General features: G+C 63.0%; 16 protein-coding genes. 10 read left to right on the forward strand and 6 right to left on the reverse strand.

The features are described 5' to 3' along the window. Positions 1-26 precede the first annotated feature (26 nt). From ACCQ08_RS20175 to ACCQ08_RS20190, 4 genes are all read right to left on the reverse strand, one after another. The gene (locus tag ACCQ08_RS20175; RefSeq protein WP_239810439.1) at positions 27-362 is read right to left on the reverse strand and encodes a hypothetical protein; all 336 of its coding nucleotides are present in this window, start codon (positions 360-362) and stop codon (positions 27-29) included. 162 nt (positions 363-524) lie between these two features. Then, positions 525-779 carry a hypothetical protein gene (locus tag ACCQ08_RS20180; protein WP_312459767.1) on the reverse strand — a complete coding sequence of 85 codons (255 nt, stop codon included), beginning with the start codon at positions 777-779 and terminating at the stop codon, positions 525-527. Between the two features lie 163 nt (positions 780-942). Further along, complete coding sequence (locus ACCQ08_RS20185) at positions 943-1356, reverse strand: hypothetical protein (protein WP_373450805.1); 414 nt, start codon at positions 1354-1356, stop codon at positions 943-945. A 440-nt stretch (positions 1357-1796) separates the two neighbouring features. After that, positions 1797-3989: a malate synthase G gene (locus tag ACCQ08_RS20190; protein WP_313331716.1), complete on the reverse strand. Its 2193-nt coding sequence runs from the start codon at positions 3987-3989 to the stop codon at positions 1797-1799. Between the two features lie 423 nt (positions 3990-4412). Here ACCQ08_RS20190 and ACCQ08_RS20195 point away from each other — a divergent pair, with 423 nt between their 5' ends. Both ACCQ08_RS20195 and ACCQ08_RS20200 read left to right on the forward strand, forming a co-directional pair. Continuing rightward, entirely contained in the window at positions 4413-4772 is a 360-nt protein-coding gene (locus ACCQ08_RS20195) for a hypothetical protein (RefSeq protein ID WP_239810443.1), read from the forward strand. A gap of 343 nt (positions 4773-5115) precedes the next feature. After that, a complete protein-coding gene (locus ACCQ08_RS20200) occupies positions 5116-5475 on the forward strand; it encodes a hypothetical protein (protein ID WP_239810444.1) in 360 nt (119 codons plus the stop codon). 96 nt (positions 5476-5571) lie between these two features. Here the strand turns inward: ACCQ08_RS20200 and ACCQ08_RS20205 are convergent, their stop codons facing one another. Then, the gene (locus ACCQ08_RS20205) at positions 5572-6258 is read right to left on the reverse strand and encodes a response regulator transcription factor (RefSeq protein WP_239810445.1); all 687 of its coding nucleotides are present in this window, start codon (positions 6256-6258) and stop codon (positions 5572-5574) included. Between the two features lie 95 nt (positions 6259-6353). Further along, on the reverse strand, positions 6354-7604 hold the full coding sequence (locus ACCQ08_RS20210; protein WP_373450806.1) for an ATP-binding protein: 1251 nt from the start codon (positions 7602-7604) through the stop codon (positions 6354-6356). Between the two features lie 164 nt (positions 7605-7768). On the opposite strand from ACCQ08_RS20210, the gene ACCQ08_RS20215 reads away from it, so the two are divergent. The 8 genes from ACCQ08_RS20215 to rpoN all read left to right on the forward strand — a co-directional run bounded on the left by ACCQ08_RS20215 (position 7769) and on the right by rpoN (position 15637). Next, positions 7769-8695: a LysR family transcriptional regulator gene (locus ACCQ08_RS20215; RefSeq protein ID WP_239810447.1), complete on the forward strand. Its 927-nt coding sequence runs from the start codon at positions 7769-7771 to the stop codon at positions 8693-8695. A gap of 4 nt (positions 8696-8699) precedes the next feature. Next, positions 8700-9146, forward strand: a complete 447-nt coding sequence (locus ACCQ08_RS20220) for a DUF2214 family protein (RefSeq protein ID WP_239810448.1) — start codon at positions 8700-8702, stop codon at positions 9144-9146. 41 nt (positions 9147-9187) lie between these two features. Beyond that, a complete protein-coding gene (argS, locus tag ACCQ08_RS20225) occupies positions 9188-10897 on the forward strand; it encodes an arginine--tRNA ligase (RefSeq protein WP_239810449.1) in 1710 nt (569 codons plus the stop codon). A 26-nt stretch (positions 10898-10923) separates the two neighbouring features. Beyond that, positions 10924-11628 (forward strand): SPOR domain-containing protein, encoded by a 705-nt coding sequence (locus ACCQ08_RS20230; RefSeq protein ID WP_312416716.1) that lies wholly within the window; start codon positions 10924-10926, stop codon positions 11626-11628. A 56-nt stretch (positions 11629-11684) separates the two neighbouring features. Then, entirely contained in the window at positions 11685-12329 is a 645-nt protein-coding gene (locus ACCQ08_RS20235) for a thiol:disulfide interchange protein DsbA/DsbL (protein WP_239810451.1), read from the forward strand. Between the two features lie 111 nt (positions 12330-12440). Beyond that, positions 12441-13106: a lipopolysaccharide transport periplasmic protein LptA gene (lptA, locus tag ACCQ08_RS20240; RefSeq protein ID WP_312459736.1), complete on the forward strand. Its 666-nt coding sequence runs from the start codon at positions 12441-12443 to the stop codon at positions 13104-13106. A 23-nt stretch (positions 13107-13129) separates the two neighbouring features. Continuing rightward, entirely contained in the window at positions 13130-13906 is a 777-nt protein-coding gene (gene lptB / locus ACCQ08_RS20245; protein ID WP_373450828.1) for an LPS export ABC transporter ATP-binding protein, read from the forward strand. Between the two features lie 105 nt (positions 13907-14011). Continuing rightward, a complete protein-coding gene (gene rpoN, locus ACCQ08_RS20250; protein WP_373450807.1) occupies positions 14012-15637 on the forward strand; it encodes an RNA polymerase factor sigma-54 in 1626 nt (541 codons plus the stop codon). Positions 15638-15703: the final 66 nt, after the last annotated feature.

The raw sequence follows: 15703 nt of genomic DNA on the forward strand, positions 1-15703 counted from the left end.
GTGGCTGCCATCGTGTTTATTCGTGTTTATTTGCAGATGTTGATCACGGAGCCCCGCACGACGGTGACCTGGTCGGCGTTGCCTGCGCCATACCGGTTTCCGATCCCGGCAGTGCCTTCCTGGATCTGCGGGGCGGCACCCACATTGGTGTTGCAGTTCTTGCCCGAAGGGCCGGTGACCATTTCTCGCTCGATCGCCGATCGCGAATCCTGCTCCGTCAGGTAGTTGCGGGCCATCGCGTTGCTCACCTTGTTGCGCGAGGCCGGATCGAGGCCGCTGCGGCCGGCGGGCGGTTTTTGCTGCGCCTGCGCGGCGGCGCATAACAGGGCCAGGACACAGGCCCCGACATAGCTGGCTTTCATGCGCAGTCTCCTTGAGGGACCCTCTGCACAACGTTCTGCCAGGGTGGGGACGCGGCCGCATCCATTCCCGGGGCAAAGGCTCTGCAGAGGATCTTTTTTTTGAGGGGCTGACCAGCGTATGGCTTTGGGCGCATGCGGTGGCCAGCAGGTGGGAAAGGGGGATTACTTGCCGTCGTTGGACGCCAGATTTTGCTCGGCCTTGGTCATCGCGCCGATGGCCATATTGGCGACAGCACCGTTGGTGACCGAGACTTCCTGCTTGTTATTGCCGCCGATATTGACGTTGCCCTTGTTGGAGGCCAGATTCTGCTTGGCGGTGGCACCAGCGCCAATCGCCATATTGGCGACTGCGCCGTTTTTCACGGTGACCTTCTGGTCATTGTTGCCCTTGATCTTCACTTCCGCTTGCGCAGACATGGCCATAGCGGAAACCGAAACCAGAACTGCTAAAAACTTCTTCATAAAAATCTCCTCGTTACTGAAAGAATATGGTGCACTTCTTGGGTATGCACCTCTGCAGTCAGCTCCCCGTGGCGGAGAAACCGAACCGTTCACCGGCGTGCGGTCGCATGGCGCCCTGCTACCGCCCGCCAATGTTCACTACGCTGCGCATGCCAGTGCCGGTGGCCTGGTTGACCACAGGCCCGCCGACCGAGACGACCTGGCTGCCGCTGCCGACGCCGCCGTTGCGCGACGCAATATTCAATTCGCTATAGGCCCCGAAACTGGCCATGTTCGCGACCACGCCATTGACCGAGGTCACCTGGTTGTTGCCGCGGATATGGGTGATGTTCTTGTTGGACGAGATATTCATCACCGCATGGGCTGCCGGGCCGGAGATATTGACGATGCCGCCATTGACCACCACCTGCTGGTTGTTCTGGGCGAATACCGAGGCGCTCAGCCCCCAGCCCACGCACAGCAGCAGATGCCGCTGCGGTGCCAGTGCGCGGATCCATGCCTGCGCAGTGCGTGTAATGGATTGATGGCCCATGGTCAGTTACTCCTTGCCGATAGACGAAAACTTGCTAAGGCGTGTTTTTAACTGCAGTCGGGCGCGCAGAAATGACGAGTTGAAACCGGGTGAATCATGAATATTTCATGACACAAGAAATATTTAGTAGCAGATGAATTTGATTTTTAGATGATGCCTATAGAAAATCAATATGGTCGTAACAACCAGATTACATATAGGCTCATAGACTGAGTCGATCCTTCCAAGGTTTCTTTACAAAGATCTGCAAATTGGCAACTTGCTTTACTTTTGAGCTTTGTTTTTACGAATAAGTAAAAAAGCCTGCCCAAACCGGGCAGGCTCTGAAGAGGATTAGCTTAGGCGCTATAAAAAAAGCAGCCACCTGGGCTGCTCCTAGTATTTACCCTGATTAGTGACCGAGGGCAGGGCACGCAGCCCTGCCCCGGCCAGGTGACCGCTCAGGCACCGGCCTTGACCTTCAGGCGCCAGGCGTGCAGCAGCGGCTCGGTGTAGCCCGAGGGTTGCTCCTTGCCCTTGAACACCAGGTCCAGTGCGGCCTGGAAGGCCGCGCCTTGGGGGTTGGCCACCAGGCTCTTGTAAGCCGCATCGCCAGCGTTCTGGCCATCGACGACCTGGGCCATGCGGGCGAAGCTGTCGCGCACCATCGCCTCGGTCACGATGCCGTGCTGCAGCCAGTTGGCGATGTGCTGGCTGGAGATGCGCAAGGTGGCGCGGTCTTCCATCAGGCCCACGTTGTGGATGTCAGGCACCTTGGAGCAGCCCACGCCCTGGTCGATCCAGCGCACCACATAGCCGAGGATGCCCTGCACGTTGTTGTCCACTTCCTGCTGCTTCTCGGCATCGCTCCAGTTCGGGTTGGCGGCCACGGGCACCTGCAGGATGGCATTGAGCAGGTTGTCGCGCTCGGCGTCGGCGCTGGTCTTTTCCAGCTCCTTTTGCACCTCGGCCACATTGACCTGGTGGTAGTGCAGTGCATGCAGGGTGGCGCCGGTGGGCGAGGGCACCCAGGCGGTGTTGGCGCCGGCCTTGGGCTGGGCAATCTTCTGCTCCAGCATGGCCTTCATCAGATCAGGCATGGCCCACATGCCCTTGCCGATCTGGGCGCGGCCGCGCAGGCCCATCGTCAGGCCCACCAGCACATTGCTCTTTTCGTAGGCGGGCAGCCAGGCGCAGGTTTTCATGTCGGCCTTGCGCACCATCGGGCCGGCGTACATCGCGGTATGCATTTCGTCGCCAGTGCGGTCCAGGAAGCCGGTATTGATGAACGCCACGCGCGCAGGCGCTGCAGCAATCGCGGCCTTCAGGTTCACCGTGGTGCGGCGCTCTTCGTCCATGATGCCCAGCTTGACGGTGTTGGCGGGCAGGCCCAGCATCTGCTCGACGCGGCCGAACAGCTCATCGGCAAAGGCTGCTTCGGCGGGGCCGTGCATCTTGGGCTTGACGATGTAGACACTGCCGGTGCGGCTGTTGCGGATGCCGTGCGCACCCTTGCCCTGCAGATCGTGCATCGCAATGGCGGTGGTCACCACCGCGTCCATGATGCCTTCAGGAATCTCTTGCTTGTCTGCACCCCAGAGGATGGCCGGGTTGGTCATCAGGTGGCCGACATTGCGCAGGAACATCAGCGAGCGGCCATGGAGCTTGAGGCTGTCGCCGTTGGCCGCCTTGTATTCGCGGTCGGCGTTAAGGCCACGGGTCACTGTCTTGCCGCCTTTGTCGAAGGACTCGGTCAAGGTGCCTTTGAGAATGCCCAGCCAGTTGGCATAGCCGTTGACCTTGTCTTCGGCATCCACGGCTGCAACGGAGTCTTCCAGGTCCAGAATGGTCGACAGCGCAGCTTCGACAACCACGTCAGAGACGCCGGCGGCGTCGCTGCTGCCAATGGGGGTGGCCTTGTTGATGATGATGTCGATATGCAGGCCATGGTTCTTCAGCAGCACCGACTGGGGCGCTGCCGCATCGCCTTGGTAGCCGACAAACTTGGCAGCATCCTGCAGGCCCGTCTTGCTGCCGTCCTTGAGAGAGACGGCCAGTTGGCCGCCTTCAACGGTGTAGCCGGTGGCATCGGCATGCGAGCCCCGGGCCAGTGGCGCGGCCTGGTCGAGGAACTGGCGCGCATAGGCGACGACCTTGGCGCCGCGCACAGGGTTGTAGCCCTTGCCCTTTTCTGCGCCACCGTCTTCGCTGATCACATCGGTGCCATAGAGCGCGTCGTACAGCGAGCCCCAGCGGGCGTTGGCTGCATTGAGCGCGTAGCGGGCATTGAGAATGGGCACCACCAGCTGGGGGCCGGCTTGCACGGCCAGCTCGGAGTCCACGTTCTCAGTGCTGGCCTTCACGTCCTGGGGCTGTTCGACCAGGTAGCCGATCTGGGTCAGAAACTGGCGGTAGGCCGGCATGTCGGTGATCGGGCCGGGGTGGGCCTTGTGCCAGTGGTCCAGCTCGGTCTGCAGGCGGTCACGCTCGGCCAGCAGCGCGGCGTTCTTGGGCGCCAGGTCGGAGACGATGGCATCGAAACCTTGCCAGAACGCAGCGGGCTCCACGCCGGTGCCTGGCAGCACCTGGGTGTTCACAAAGTCATACAGAGTCTGGGCCACTTGCAGGCCGTGGACGGTGGTGCGTTCAGTCATGGTGTCTACCTTTCAATACATATCAACTGCAGTCGCCTCAGGAGCGCAAGGCCCTCGGGCAGCATCAGCACACTTTATTCCATACCCCATAGCGCAATCAATCCATTAAAAACACTTTGATATATGACTTTTTTGGATGTAATCGAACACTGCTACCGCCGTGTCCGGCCCAAAGCTTTGATGGATTGCATGAAATGATCCGCTTTATTTATGTCTCAGATGGTGTGGGCGGGGCTTGGGGTGGTCTGCGCGGGCGGGCATCCTGGCGCTCAGCGTCCATTAGCACAGTTGTTGCCGAAAAGTAGCAGGCCGTCAGAAAATGCGCACAAAGATTGATGCACGTCAGAAATGATCAGATACAATCATTTTTATCGAAAGGCGGTAATTTCCCACGCGCCTTCGTCTTTTTCAGGAGTGTGTTTCATGGCGAACTTGACCGACAGCTTGAATGATCTGATGTCTCTGGAAGGCGCGCTGTGTGCAGCCGTGGTGGACTACAACAGCGGCATGATGCTGGCGAGCGCCGGCACCGGCGTGGACATGGAGCTGGCGGCTGCCGGCAACACCGAAGTGGTGCGTGCCAAGATGAAGACCATCAAGGCGCTGGGCCTCAATGAGAACATTGACGACATCCTCATCACCTTGGGCAAGCAATACCACATCATTCGCCCCTGCTCGCGCCTGGCTGGCATCTTCGTGTACTACGTGCTCGACAACAAGCGCGCCAATCTGGCATTGGCACGCCGCAAGGTCACCGACGTCGAAGCCGGCATCACCATGTAATGGCGGGCTGGCGCCATTGCCAGCTCCGGGTGCCGATAAGCTTGCAGATGGCTCCCACGGCCCTCTCCACGGGCGCGGGGCCTGCGTTGACTGCAGGCCGTCGCAAATAACACACGGTTTGTTACGAATCCTGCTTGCGGTTCCCAGGCGCTGTTTTGCGGATGGATGCAAGCCAGTCCAAGGGCTGCTGCTATCTAATTAGCACAGGCCTGCGCTGGGACTACGGCATCCGTGACAGCGGTGCACAGCGGATGATTGCTCGAATCAGAAGTGACTTATTAGAATCATCTATACCTTTATAAGGTAGCAGTGGTTGATCTAGATCACATAGATTGGAGTGGTTATGGCAAATCTGAACGACAGCTTGAACGATTTGATGTCGATGGACGGCGCCCTGTGCGCTGCTGTGGTGGACTACAGCAGCGGCATGATGCTGGGCAGCGTAGGCACTGGCGTGGACATGGAGCTGGCAGCGGCCGGCAACACCGAAGTGGTGCGCGCGAAGATGAAGACGATGAAGGCCCTGGGTCTGAACGACAACATCGACGACATCCTCATCACCCTGGGCAAGCAGTACCACATCATTCGCCCCTCTCAGCGGCTGTCCGGCATCTTCGTCTATTACGTGCTGGACAAATCCCGCTCCAACCTGGCGCTGGCGCGCCGCAAGGTGGCGGATGTGGAATCGAACATGAGCATGTGATTGCGCGTTGCCGCGATCACCGGGCGGGCCTGATGGGCCCGCTTTTTTTCGTGCGTATTCCAGCGAAGCCGATGCTGGCCGTCGTGTTGCGGTGTGTCAGGCGGACACCAGCGGCGCGCGGAACTGGTAGCCCACTTTCTGCTGCGACTGCAGCGGCACGGCCAGCGGCGTGGCCTTTTCGATGCGGCGGCGCAGGCGGTAGATCGTGGCATGCAGACTGTTGTCGGAGTCGCTCGCCGTCGGATAGCCCAGCAGCTCCCGGATCTGGTCCCGGCCGACGACGGCGCCCTGGGCCTTGAGAAAGCACTGCATCAGCATCAGGTCGGTGGGGCTCAGCTCGACGCTCTGGCCATCGGGCGTCATCAGGATGCTGCGGTGGCTGTCGAGCTTCCAGGCCGTTGCCACCTGGGCGGTGGTCATGATGCGGCGGTGCACGGCGCGCACGGCCAGCTCCACCTGCTCGAAAGTCACCGGCTTGGTCAGGTACATGTCGGCGCCGGCATGGATGACTTCGCCAAACACTTCGGGGCCCAGCCGGCCCGAGACGATCAGCACACCCGCCTGGCTGCGCTTGCGCAGAATGCGCAGCAGCTCGGTGCCATTGACGCCGGGCAGCATCAAATCCAGCACATAGAAGTCGAAGCGGTAGGGCTCGATGTCGGCCAGCAGGTCGCTGCTGTCGTTGTAGACCTGCACCTGGACGCCCTGGTTGCGCAGGTGCTGGGCCAGAAATTCGCTGTATTCGGGGTCGTCGTCGACCAGGGCGAGCGTGGCGGGAAGCATGGTGTATCGGTTGAAAGAATACTGTCGGTGTAAAGGCCTGGGAAGCGAGAACCAACTTCAGCAGGGGCAGGGTGTTGCGGTCATCGCTGTGCTGGCTAGTCGTCCAGCCCTTGGGGCAACTCCATGCGCATGATGGTGCCGTTTGGCTGGCGCGGCAAGGCCTGGACGGTGCCCTGGTGCAATTGCACCACCGAGCGCACGATGAACAGCCCCAGGCCGGCGCCGGCGCGGTGGCGATGGTCACTGCCACGCGTACCCTTTTCGAACAGGCGGGGACGCAGGCTATCGGGAATGCCCGGGCCTTCGTCGATCACCTCGATGATCAGCGCCAGCGGGTCGTCCGAATCGGCCAGGCGCAGCAGCACCGGGCTGTCTGCAGGGGCGTAGTTGAGCGCGTTGTTGAGCAGGTTGCGAATGGTCAGCCGCATCAGCGCCGGGTGCAGCTGTACGGTGCGTGCCTCGGCGTCCCAGACCACCTGGATGCGGGGACGGGCATCGGCGGCGATATCGTGCAGCACCAGGTTGACCAGGGTGGGCAGATCGGTATCGGAGGATGCGCCGGCACGCCCGCCGACGGCCAGGATGGTGCCGGCAGCCAGGGTGTTGTCCAGGGTGCCGATGACCTGCTGCAGCACATGTTCGGCGCGCAGCAGGGCCTTGGTGGCCGGCGTGGTCTGGGCCAGTTGCAGGTCGGCAATGGCGGACATGGTAGCCTGCATCGCGGCCGAGGCATTGTTCAGCGGCTGGCGGATCTCATGCGACAGCAGCTGCAGCATCTCGCTGTGCTCGGCCAGCATCGCGGTGCGCCAGTCCAGCAAGGTGCGCATTTTCAGCAACTCGCCCTTCTCTTCGCTGCGTTCGGGATTGGTGGATGACAGCGCGGCCAGCTGAGCGCGCAGCGCATCGGCCTGCGCCGCATTGGCGTATTCAGCGCTGCAGTCCTGCATCAGCATCAGCACGCCCTGGGCGCTTTTGCTGCCTGCAGACCCAGGCCAGAGGTGGGGCGAAAGACTGACACGGCGCCAGGCGAGCTGGCCATGGGCATCGGTCTTGCACGTGTCGAACTGCTGGCGCTGGCCTTGCGCGGCAGCCTGCAGGGCCTCCTGGTGCTGCAGTGCAAAGGCGGGGGGCAGCGCCTCGCCCAGCAGCTGGCCTGCGATGCCGGTGCTGGGCACGCCAAACCATTCGCACCATTGCGGCGAGGCCAGGCGCAGGCGCTGGTCGCGCCCCCAGTACGCCATCGCCACCGGGCTGCTGCCAAACAGGCGCAGCAGCTGCGCCGGGGCATACCAGAGGGTGTCGGCGCTGGACGGGGTGCTGGAAGGCGGCGTTGAAGCAAGCGGCATAGGAGCGGGGGCGCAGGAAAAGAGCGGCTGTCAATGATGTCGCAGCGGGATGTGCGCTTTCATGCGCCCGCCAGGCCGGAGCCCCGATGATAATAGGCGGTGGCCCAGCCAGCGCGTCGCTCAAGCGCGGGCCGGCAGGCTTTGCATATTTTCTGTGTTCTGGTATGGATCGCCTCAAGCAGCTCGAATCATTTGTCGCCATCGCCTCGCGCGGCAGCCTCACGGCGGCTGCCAAGGCCGAAGGCGTGGCCCCGGCCATCATGGGCCGCCGGCTCGATGCGCTGGAGGAGCGCCTGGGCGTCAAGCTGCTCGTGCGCACCACCCGCAAGCTGACCTTGACCTACGAGGGCGCGGCCTTTCTCGAAGACTGCCAGCGGCTGCTGGCCGAGCTGGCCAGTGTCGAGGCCAGCGTCAGCGCCGGCGGCATCAAGGCCACCGGGCATCTGCGCGTGACCGCGCCAGCCGGCTTTGGGCGGCGCCATGTCGCGCCGCTGCTGCCGCTCTACCATGCGCGCCATCCCGAGGTCACGATCTCGCTGAACCTGAGCGACCGGCTGGTGGACCTGGCCGGCGAGGGCTATGACTGCGCGATCCGCGTGGGCGATCTGCCCGACTCGTCGCTGGTGAGCGTGCGCGTGGCGGACAACCGGCGCCTGTGCGTGGCGACCCCGGAGTACCTGCGCCGCCGTGGCATTCCCCGCCACCCCAGCGAACTGAACCAGCATGACTGCCTGACCCTGTCGAGCGAGGCCTCGCAGACGCGGGGATGGGCTTTTCGCATGCCGGCTGCGGCGGGCGGCAGCGAGGTGGTCTACCTCAAGCCCGGCGGGCCGCTCGATTGCTCGGACGGCCAGGTATTACATGACTGGTGCCAGCAAGGCTGGGGCATTGCCTGGCGCAGTACCTGGGAGGTCGAGGCGGAGATCGCCGCCGGCCGCCTGGTGGAGGTGCTGGAGGACTTTGCCGCACCTCCCAATGGCATTTATGTGATGTTCCAGCAGCGCAAGCACCTGCCGCTGCGGGTGCGCTTGTGGATCGATTTCGTCAAGCAGCACTACGAACGTGCCGATTTTTGGAAGAAGATGGAGTAACACGATGACTTTGGAAGCTGTTCTGGCCTGTCTGCACCTGCTGGCCTTGTTGACCATGGTGGTTTTTCTCTCCAGCGAGGCGGCGCTGTGCCGGGGTGAGTGGATGAATGCGGCTGTCGTGCAGCGCCTGGCGCGCCTCGATCTGGTCTACGCCTTTGCCGCGCTGGCGGTGCTGGCCACCGGCCTGCTGCGCCTGTTTCTCGGGGCCAAGGGGGTGACCTGGTATGTCAGCCAGCCGCTGTTCCACCTGAAGATGACCCTGGTTGTCGTCGGTGTGGTGCTGTCGTTCAAGCCGACAGCCGTGTTCCGCCGCTGGTTACGGCAATTGCGCGACAATGGCGCTTTGCCTGGGGACGCCGAGGTGCGCGCCACGCGCAAATGGGTCATGTGGCAAGCCCACCTGATTCCCGTGATCGCCGCCGTCGCCGTGTTTTATGCCCGGGGCTGGTAAACCGGCCCAGCGCTGGTAACTGCTTCGTCTAAGTTTCAAATATGTTGCAAGTCAAAAAAGATTTGCTCGCAGTGCTTGCTGCCGAGCTCGAGAAATTGTCGCCTGGCGCAGGTAGCCGCGCGGCCTTTGAAACGCCCAAGGTGGCAGCGCATGGTGACTATGCGGTGACCGCCGCGATGCAGCTGGCCAAGCCGCTCAAGGCCAACCCCCGCGCACTGGGCGAGCAGCTCAAGGCCGCGCTGGAAGCCACGCCCGCGTTTGCGCAATGGGTGGATGCGATCGAGATCGCTGGCCCCGGCTTTTTGAACCTGCGCCTCAAGCCCGCTGCCAAGCAGCAGGTGGTGCAGGAGGTGCTGTCCCAGGGCGAGCGCTTTGGCATGCAGCCGCAGCGCGATGAAAAGATCATCGTCGAGTTCGTCTCGGCCAACCCCACCGGCCCGCTGCACGTGGGCCACGGCCGCCAGGCCGCGCTGGGTGATGCCATCTGCAACCTCTATGCCAGCCAGGGCTGGTCGGTGCACCGCGAGTTCTACTACAACGACGCGGGTGTGCAGATCGACACCCTGACCAAGAGCACCCAGCTGCGTGCCAAGGGCTTCAAGCCCGGTGACGATTGCTGGCCCACCGACAGCGACAACCCGCTGGCCAAGAACTTCTACAACGGCGACTACATCGGCGACATTGCCCAGGCGTTCCTCGCCAAGCAGACGATCGAGGCCGATGACCGCACGTTCACCGCCAATGGCGATGTCGAAGACTACGACAACATCCGCAACTTTGCGGTCGCCTACCTGCGTAACGAGCAGGACAAGGACCTGCAGGCCTTCAACCTCAAGTTCGACGAGTACTACCTCGAATCGAGCCTGTACCAGAATGGCCATGTGGACGAGACCGTCCAGCGCCTGATCGCCAGCGGCCATACCTATGAGCAGGATGGCGCGCTGTGGCTGCGCACCACCGACTTCGGTGACGACAAGGACCGCGTGATGCGCAAGTCCGACGGCACCTACACCTACTTTCTGCCCGATGTGGCCTACCACACGCAAAAGTTCCTGCGCGGCTACGGCAAGGCCGTCAACATCCAGGGCACGGACCACCACGGCACCATTGCCCGCGTGCGTGCCGGCCTGCAGGCGGTCAACGTCGGCATCCCCCAGGGCTACCCTGACTACGTGCTGCACACGATGGTGCGCGTGGTGCGCGGCGGCGAGGAAGTCAAGATCAGCAAGCGCGCCGGCAGCTATGTGACATTGCGCGACCTGATCGAGTGGACGAGCAAGGATGCGGTGCGCTTCTTCCTGCTGTCGCGCAAGCCCGATACCGAATACACCTTCGACGTCGATCTGGCCGTGGCCCAGAACAACGACAACCCGGTGTTCTACGTGCAGTACGCCCATGCGCGCATCTGCTCGGTGCTGCGCGGCTGGCAGGAGCAGGGCGGCGCCGGCCTGCCTGCGCTGGCGGGCATCGACCTGGGCGCGCTGCAAGGCCCCCAGGCCCAGGCCTTGATGCAGATGCTGGCCCAGTATCCCGAGATGCTGACCAATGCTGCCGATGGCAATGCGCCGCATGATGTTACGTTCTACCTGCGTGACCTGGCTTCGGCCTACCACAGCTACTATGATGCAGAGCGTATCCTGGTCGATGACGAAGCCACCAAATTGGCCCGTCTGGCCTTGGTGGCAGCGGTAGCCCAAGTGCTGCGCAACGGCCTGGCCGTGCTGGGCGTCAGTGCCCCGGAACGCATGTGATTTTGCGAGAAAAGGTAATAACTGCAATGCGACGACATCAACGTGGTGGAACCATCCTGGGCCTGATCCTGGGGCTGCTGGTGGGCGTGGGCGCGGCGTTGGCCGTCGCCGTGTACGTCACCAATGTGCCGGTGCCGTTTGTCAACAAAGGTGGCGTCAAGGGCGAAGCCAAGGACAAGGCCGAGGCGCAGCGTAACCAGAACTGGGACCCGAACTCGCCGCTGTACGGCAAGAACCCTGCGCGTGCGCCGGCTGCGGTGGCACCGGCTGCGCAGGGGGTGGTGGTGCCCGAGCCACCGCGCACGGTGGCCGACAACGCCACCCCGCCGGTCGAGGCCAAACCCGCCAAACCCGAAGTGGTGCTGCCGGATGCCAGCAAGCCCGCTGACAAGCCGGCAGACAAGACACAGGTGGCCAAGCTCGATCCCAAGGCCGGCCAGGGCGCCGATCCGCTGGGAGACCTGGCCAAGGCGCGCAGTGCGGATGGCACCGATGGCTTCCAGTACTTCGTGCAGGCCGGTGCGTTCCGCACCCAGTCCGATGGCGATGCGCAGCGCGCCAAACTGGCAATGATGGGTTGGGAAGCCAGGGTGAGCGAGCGTGAGGTCAATGGCCGCACGGTATACCGGGTGCGCGTGGGACCCTTCAACAAGCGCGATGATGCCGATGGCCTCAAAGGCAAGCTCGATGGCGCTGGCGTCGATGCGCAGATCGTCCGCGTGCAGCGTTGAACTTTTGGCGGTGCCGCGCACTCCTAACCGCAACTTGTCACTGGAGTTAACAAAACATGAAACGTCGTGAGTTTTCCACTTTCGCGGCTTCCGCTACGGCCGCTTCCGCGCTGAGCCTGCCTTTCGCCACCGGCGCCAATGCGCAGGCCAAGTTCAAGGAAGGCAAGGACTACATCAAGCTGGCCAAGCCGGTGACCCCTGATGCACCCGCTGGCAAGGTGGAAGTGATCGAATTCTTCTGGTACAGCTGCCCCCACTGCAATGCCTTCGAGCCGCAGTTCGAAGCCTGGGCCAAGTCGGCTCCGAAGAACCTGCAGATCCGCCGCGTGCCGGTCGCCTTCAACAACACCTTTGTGCCCCAGCAGAAGATCTACTTTGCGCTGGAGTCGATGGGCCTGATCCCCGAGGTGCATGTCAAGGTGTTCCGCGCGATCCATGTCGAGCGCCAGCGCCTGAACAAGGACGAGGAAATCTTCGCCTGGATGGACAAGAACGGCGTGAACCTCGCCAAGTTCAAGGAAGCCTACAACTCGTTCAGCGTGGCAGGCCAGGTGCGCAAGGCGACCCAGCTGCAGGAGTCCTATGGCGTCGAAGGTGTGCCATCGCTGGGCGTGGCCGGCAAGTACTACACCGACGGCACCCGTGCAGGCTCGATGAGCAATGTGCTGCAGGTGGTAGAGTTCCTGGCTGCACAAGGCTGAACGGACTTCCCACCGCGATAGACAAGGCCCGCGCACGCGGGCTTTTTTGTGCCGAAAACGGTCCAACGCTCCAGCATGGCTACAATGGGGCAGAGCAAGATTCATGCCTTTATGAGACACCGTATTTTTACCTCTTTGTTGCTGGCAGCGGCCCTGACCGTGCCGCTGCTGTCGCATGCCGAGCGTGCAGACCGCACCAAGCCCATGAACATCGAGGCGGACGATGGCCGCCATGATGAACTCAAGCAGACCAGCGTCTTCACGGGCAATGTGGTGGTGACCAAGGGCACCATCATCATCCGTGGCGCGCAGCTGACGGTGAGCCAGGACCGCGACGGCTTCCAGCATGGCGTGGTCACCGCTGCACCGGGCAAACTGGCGTTCTTCCGCCAAAAACGTGATTCCGCACCGGGCGCTCCCGACGAGTTCGTCGAAGGCGAAGGAGAGGTCATCACCTATAACGGCCGCGATGACACCGTGCATTTCGAGCGGCGGGGTGAGCTGCGCCGCTACCGCGAGACCACGCTGACCGACCAGGTCAGCGGCCCGCTGATCGTCTACAACAACCTGAGCGATACCTTCACCGTCTCCGGCCAGAAGGGCGCCCAGGCGGCCGATCCCAAGCCCGGCGCGCCCAAGAAGGACCGTGTCCGTGTGATCCTGACCCCCAAGGCAGATGGCAAGGCGGACGACAAGGCCAGCAGTCCGGCCAAGCCCGCAGCCGACGACAAGACGCCATTGCGCCCCAGCACCCAACTGAACGACGGAGCCAAGTAACCGTGGCAGAGAATTCGTCGACCATTTCCGTCAACGCCCGGGTGGCCACCAGCGACCAGCGCAGCCAGCTCGAGGTGTTGCATCTGGAGAAATCCTACGGCAGCCGCAAGGTGGTCAAGGACGTATCGCTGTCCGTGCGCAAGGGCGAAGTGGTGGGTTTGCTCGGCCCCAACGGCGCTGGCAAGACCACCTCGTTCTACATGATCGTCGGCCTGGTGCGCAGCGATGGCGGCGACATCCGCATCGATGGGCAGTCGGTCGCCAATATGCCGATCCACCAGCGCTCGCAGCTGGGCCTGTCCTACCTGCCGCAGGAAGCCTCGATCTTCCGCAAACTCAGCGTGCAGGACAACGTACGCGCCGTGCTGGAGCTGCAAAAGGACGAGCATGGCAAGTCGCTGTCGCGCGCCGAGGTCGAGCGCCAGCTGACCGCATTGCTGCAGGAGCTGCGTGTCGAGCATCTGCGCGAGTCGCCATCGGTCGCGCTCTCTGGTGGTGAGCGCCGGCGGGTCGAAATCGCCCGCGCGCTGGCCACCCAGCCCCGTTTCATCCTGCTCGACGAACCCTTCGCCGGCATTGACCCGATCGCCGTGATCGAGATCCAGCGCATTGTGGCTTTCCTCAAGGAACGTGGCATTGGCGTGCTGATCACTGACCACAATGTGCGTGAAACCCTGGGTATCTGTGACCATGCCTGCATCATCAGCGATGGCAAGGTGCTGGCCGCAGGGACGCCGCAAGAGATTGTGGAGAACGCAGAGGTTCGGAGGGTGTACCTGGGTGAGCATTTCCGCATGTGATACTGCACGCCCTGGCGGGCGTGCGAGCCAAGAAGCCGCCCCTCACATTGGGGCTGGCGGGGCTGATCCGTTGCCAGCTGCCGCAGCCGCAGCGGGGGCTCTGCGATGATGCCTTCGCTGTCACTGCGCGTATCGCAGAACCTGACGCTGACGCCTCAGCTGCAGCAGTCGATCCGCCTGCTGCAGCTGTCCACGCAGGAGCTGACGCAGGAAGTCGAGCAGATGCTCGACGAAAACCCGTTTCTGGAGCGCGAGGGCGATGATGCGCCCGAATCCGAACCGGGCAAGGACGCCGCCGAATCTGCTGAATCTGCCGAGTCCACCGAGGCTGCAGATGCGGCCGACAAGGTTGCCGACCTCGTGACCGGCACCGACCCCGGCAACACCAGCGATTTCGAGCCGGGTGCATCGGATCTGCCGCTGGACTTTGGCGCCGGCAAGGAAACCGGCGTAGATGCCGAGGCAGCTGCGGGCGATTCGGCATCGGACTGGGAAGAGTGGGGCGGCGAGCTGCCGGCCCGTGCCAGTGCGGGCGATGACGATGACGAAACGCCGATGTCCGAGCGGCGCAGCGAGCACCTGAGCCTGCAGGATGTGCTGCACCGCCAGGCGCTGTCGTTGCGCCTGTGCCAGGAAGACCGGGCAGCGCTCTATTTTCTGATCGAATCGCTGAACGACGACGGCTACCTCGAAGAAACACTCGCCGAGCTGGCACAAAGCTTTGGCGATGCCAGCGACCCCGAGCGCTACGAAGCACTGCTGCACCACCTGACGGTGGCGCTGCGCCTGTTGCAAAGCCTGGAACCCATCGGTGTGGGCGCACGCAACCTGTCCGAATGCATGCAGCTGCAGATCAAGGCCCAGCAGCGGCTGCTGGATGAAGAGGGCTCGGACACGCCCGAGGCCGATGCGCTGGCGCTGGAGACCGCGTTGCTGGTCTGCCAGGAATCCCTCGACCTGCTGGCGCGCCGCGATGTGCGCAAGCTGATGCAGCTGACCGGCTGCAACGAGGCGGCGGTGCGCAGCGCGCTGGGGCTGATTGCCAAACTCGAACCCCGCCCGGGCCGGCCCTATGCCGATGTGGACCGCAATGCCATCATCCCCGATGTCATCGTGCGCCCCAGCAACGAGCGCGGCCTGCCGGTGCCCGGCTTCAGCGTGCAGCTCAATGCCGAGGTGATGCCGCGCCTGCGCGTGCAGGATGTCTATGCCAATGCCTTGCGCAGCCACAAGGGCTGCGAGGGCCATGGCGCCCTGCAGCAGCGGCTGCAGGAGGCGCGCTGGTTCATCAAGAACATCCAGCAGCGCTTTGACACTATCTTGCGTGTCTCGCAGGCCATTGTGGAGCGCCAGCGCAATTTCTTTGTGCATGGCGAGCTGGCGATGCGCCCGATGGTGCTGCGCGAGATCGCCGATGAGCTGGGTCTGCACGAATCCACGATCAGCCGCGTGACCACGGCCAAGTACATGGCCACGCCGCAGGGCACCTTCGAGCTCAAGTACTTCTTCGGCTCGGGCCTGGGCACCGAGACGGGCGGCAGCGCCTCCAGTACGGCGGTCAAGGCGCTGATCAAGCAGTTGCTGGACGAGGAAAGCGCGAAGAAGCCGCTGTCGGACGCAAAAATTGCCGACCTGCTGCAGGCCCAGGGCATTGAATGCGCGCGCCGCACCGTGGCCAAGTACCGCGAAGCGATGCGCATCCCGCCGGCCAGCCTGCGCAAGGCGCTGTAAACGCAGGCAGCACGGGCCATGAAAAAACCGCAGTGGCGTTGCACACTGCGGTTTTTGCGTTGAGGC

It is taken from the genome of Comamonas sp. SY3, from assembly GCF_041730275.1.
In the GTDB taxonomy this organism is placed as follows: domain Bacteria; phylum Pseudomonadota; class Gammaproteobacteria; order Burkholderiales; family Burkholderiaceae_C; genus Comamonas; species Comamonas sediminis.

Coding starts and splice junctions, on each gene's coding strand:
- rpoN (WP_373450807.1), top strand. CDS start 14,012: ATGATGCCTTCGCTGTCACTGCGCGTATCGCAGAACCTGACGCTGACG.
- ACCQ08_RS20175 (WP_239810439.1), bottom strand. CDS start 362: ATGAAAGCCAGCTATGTCGGGGCCTGTGTCCTGGCCCTGTTATGCGCC.
- ACCQ08_RS20180 (WP_312459767.1), bottom strand. CDS start 779: ATGTCTGCGCAAGCGGAAGTGAAGATCAAGGGCAACAATGACCAGAAG.
- ACCQ08_RS20190 (WP_313331716.1), bottom strand. CDS start 3,989: ATGACTGAACGCACCACCGTCCACGGCCTGCAAGTGGCCCAGACTCTG.
- ACCQ08_RS20235 (WP_239810451.1), top strand. CDS start 11,685: ATGAAACGTCGTGAGTTTTCCACTTTCGCGGCTTCCGCTACGGCCGCT.
- ACCQ08_RS20195 (WP_239810443.1), top strand. CDS start 4,413: ATGGCGAACTTGACCGACAGCTTGAATGATCTGATGTCTCTGGAAGGC.
- ACCQ08_RS20185 (WP_373450805.1), bottom strand. CDS start 1,356: ATGGGCCATCAATCCATTACACGCACTGCGCAGGCATGGATCCGCGCA.
- argS (WP_239810449.1), top strand. CDS start 9,188: ATGTTGCAAGTCAAAAAAGATTTGCTCGCAGTGCTTGCTGCCGAGCTC.
- ACCQ08_RS20210 (WP_373450806.1), bottom strand. CDS start 7,604: ATGCCGCTTGCTTCAACGCCGCCTTCCAGCACCCCGTCCAGCGCCGAC.
- ACCQ08_RS20220 (WP_239810448.1), top strand. CDS start 8,700: ATGACTTTGGAAGCTGTTCTGGCCTGTCTGCACCTGCTGGCCTTGTTG.
- lptA (WP_312459736.1), top strand. CDS start 12,441: ATGAGACACCGTATTTTTACCTCTTTGTTGCTGGCAGCGGCCCTGACC.
- ACCQ08_RS20230 (WP_312416716.1), top strand. CDS start 10,924: ATGCGACGACATCAACGTGGTGGAACCATCCTGGGCCTGATCCTGGGG.
- ACCQ08_RS20205 (WP_239810445.1), bottom strand. CDS start 6,258: ATGCTTCCCGCCACGCTCGCCCTGGTCGACGACGACCCCGAATACAGC.
- ACCQ08_RS20215 (WP_239810447.1), top strand. CDS start 7,769: ATGGATCGCCTCAAGCAGCTCGAATCATTTGTCGCCATCGCCTCGCGC.
- ACCQ08_RS20200 (WP_239810444.1), top strand. CDS start 5,116: ATGGCAAATCTGAACGACAGCTTGAACGATTTGATGTCGATGGACGGC.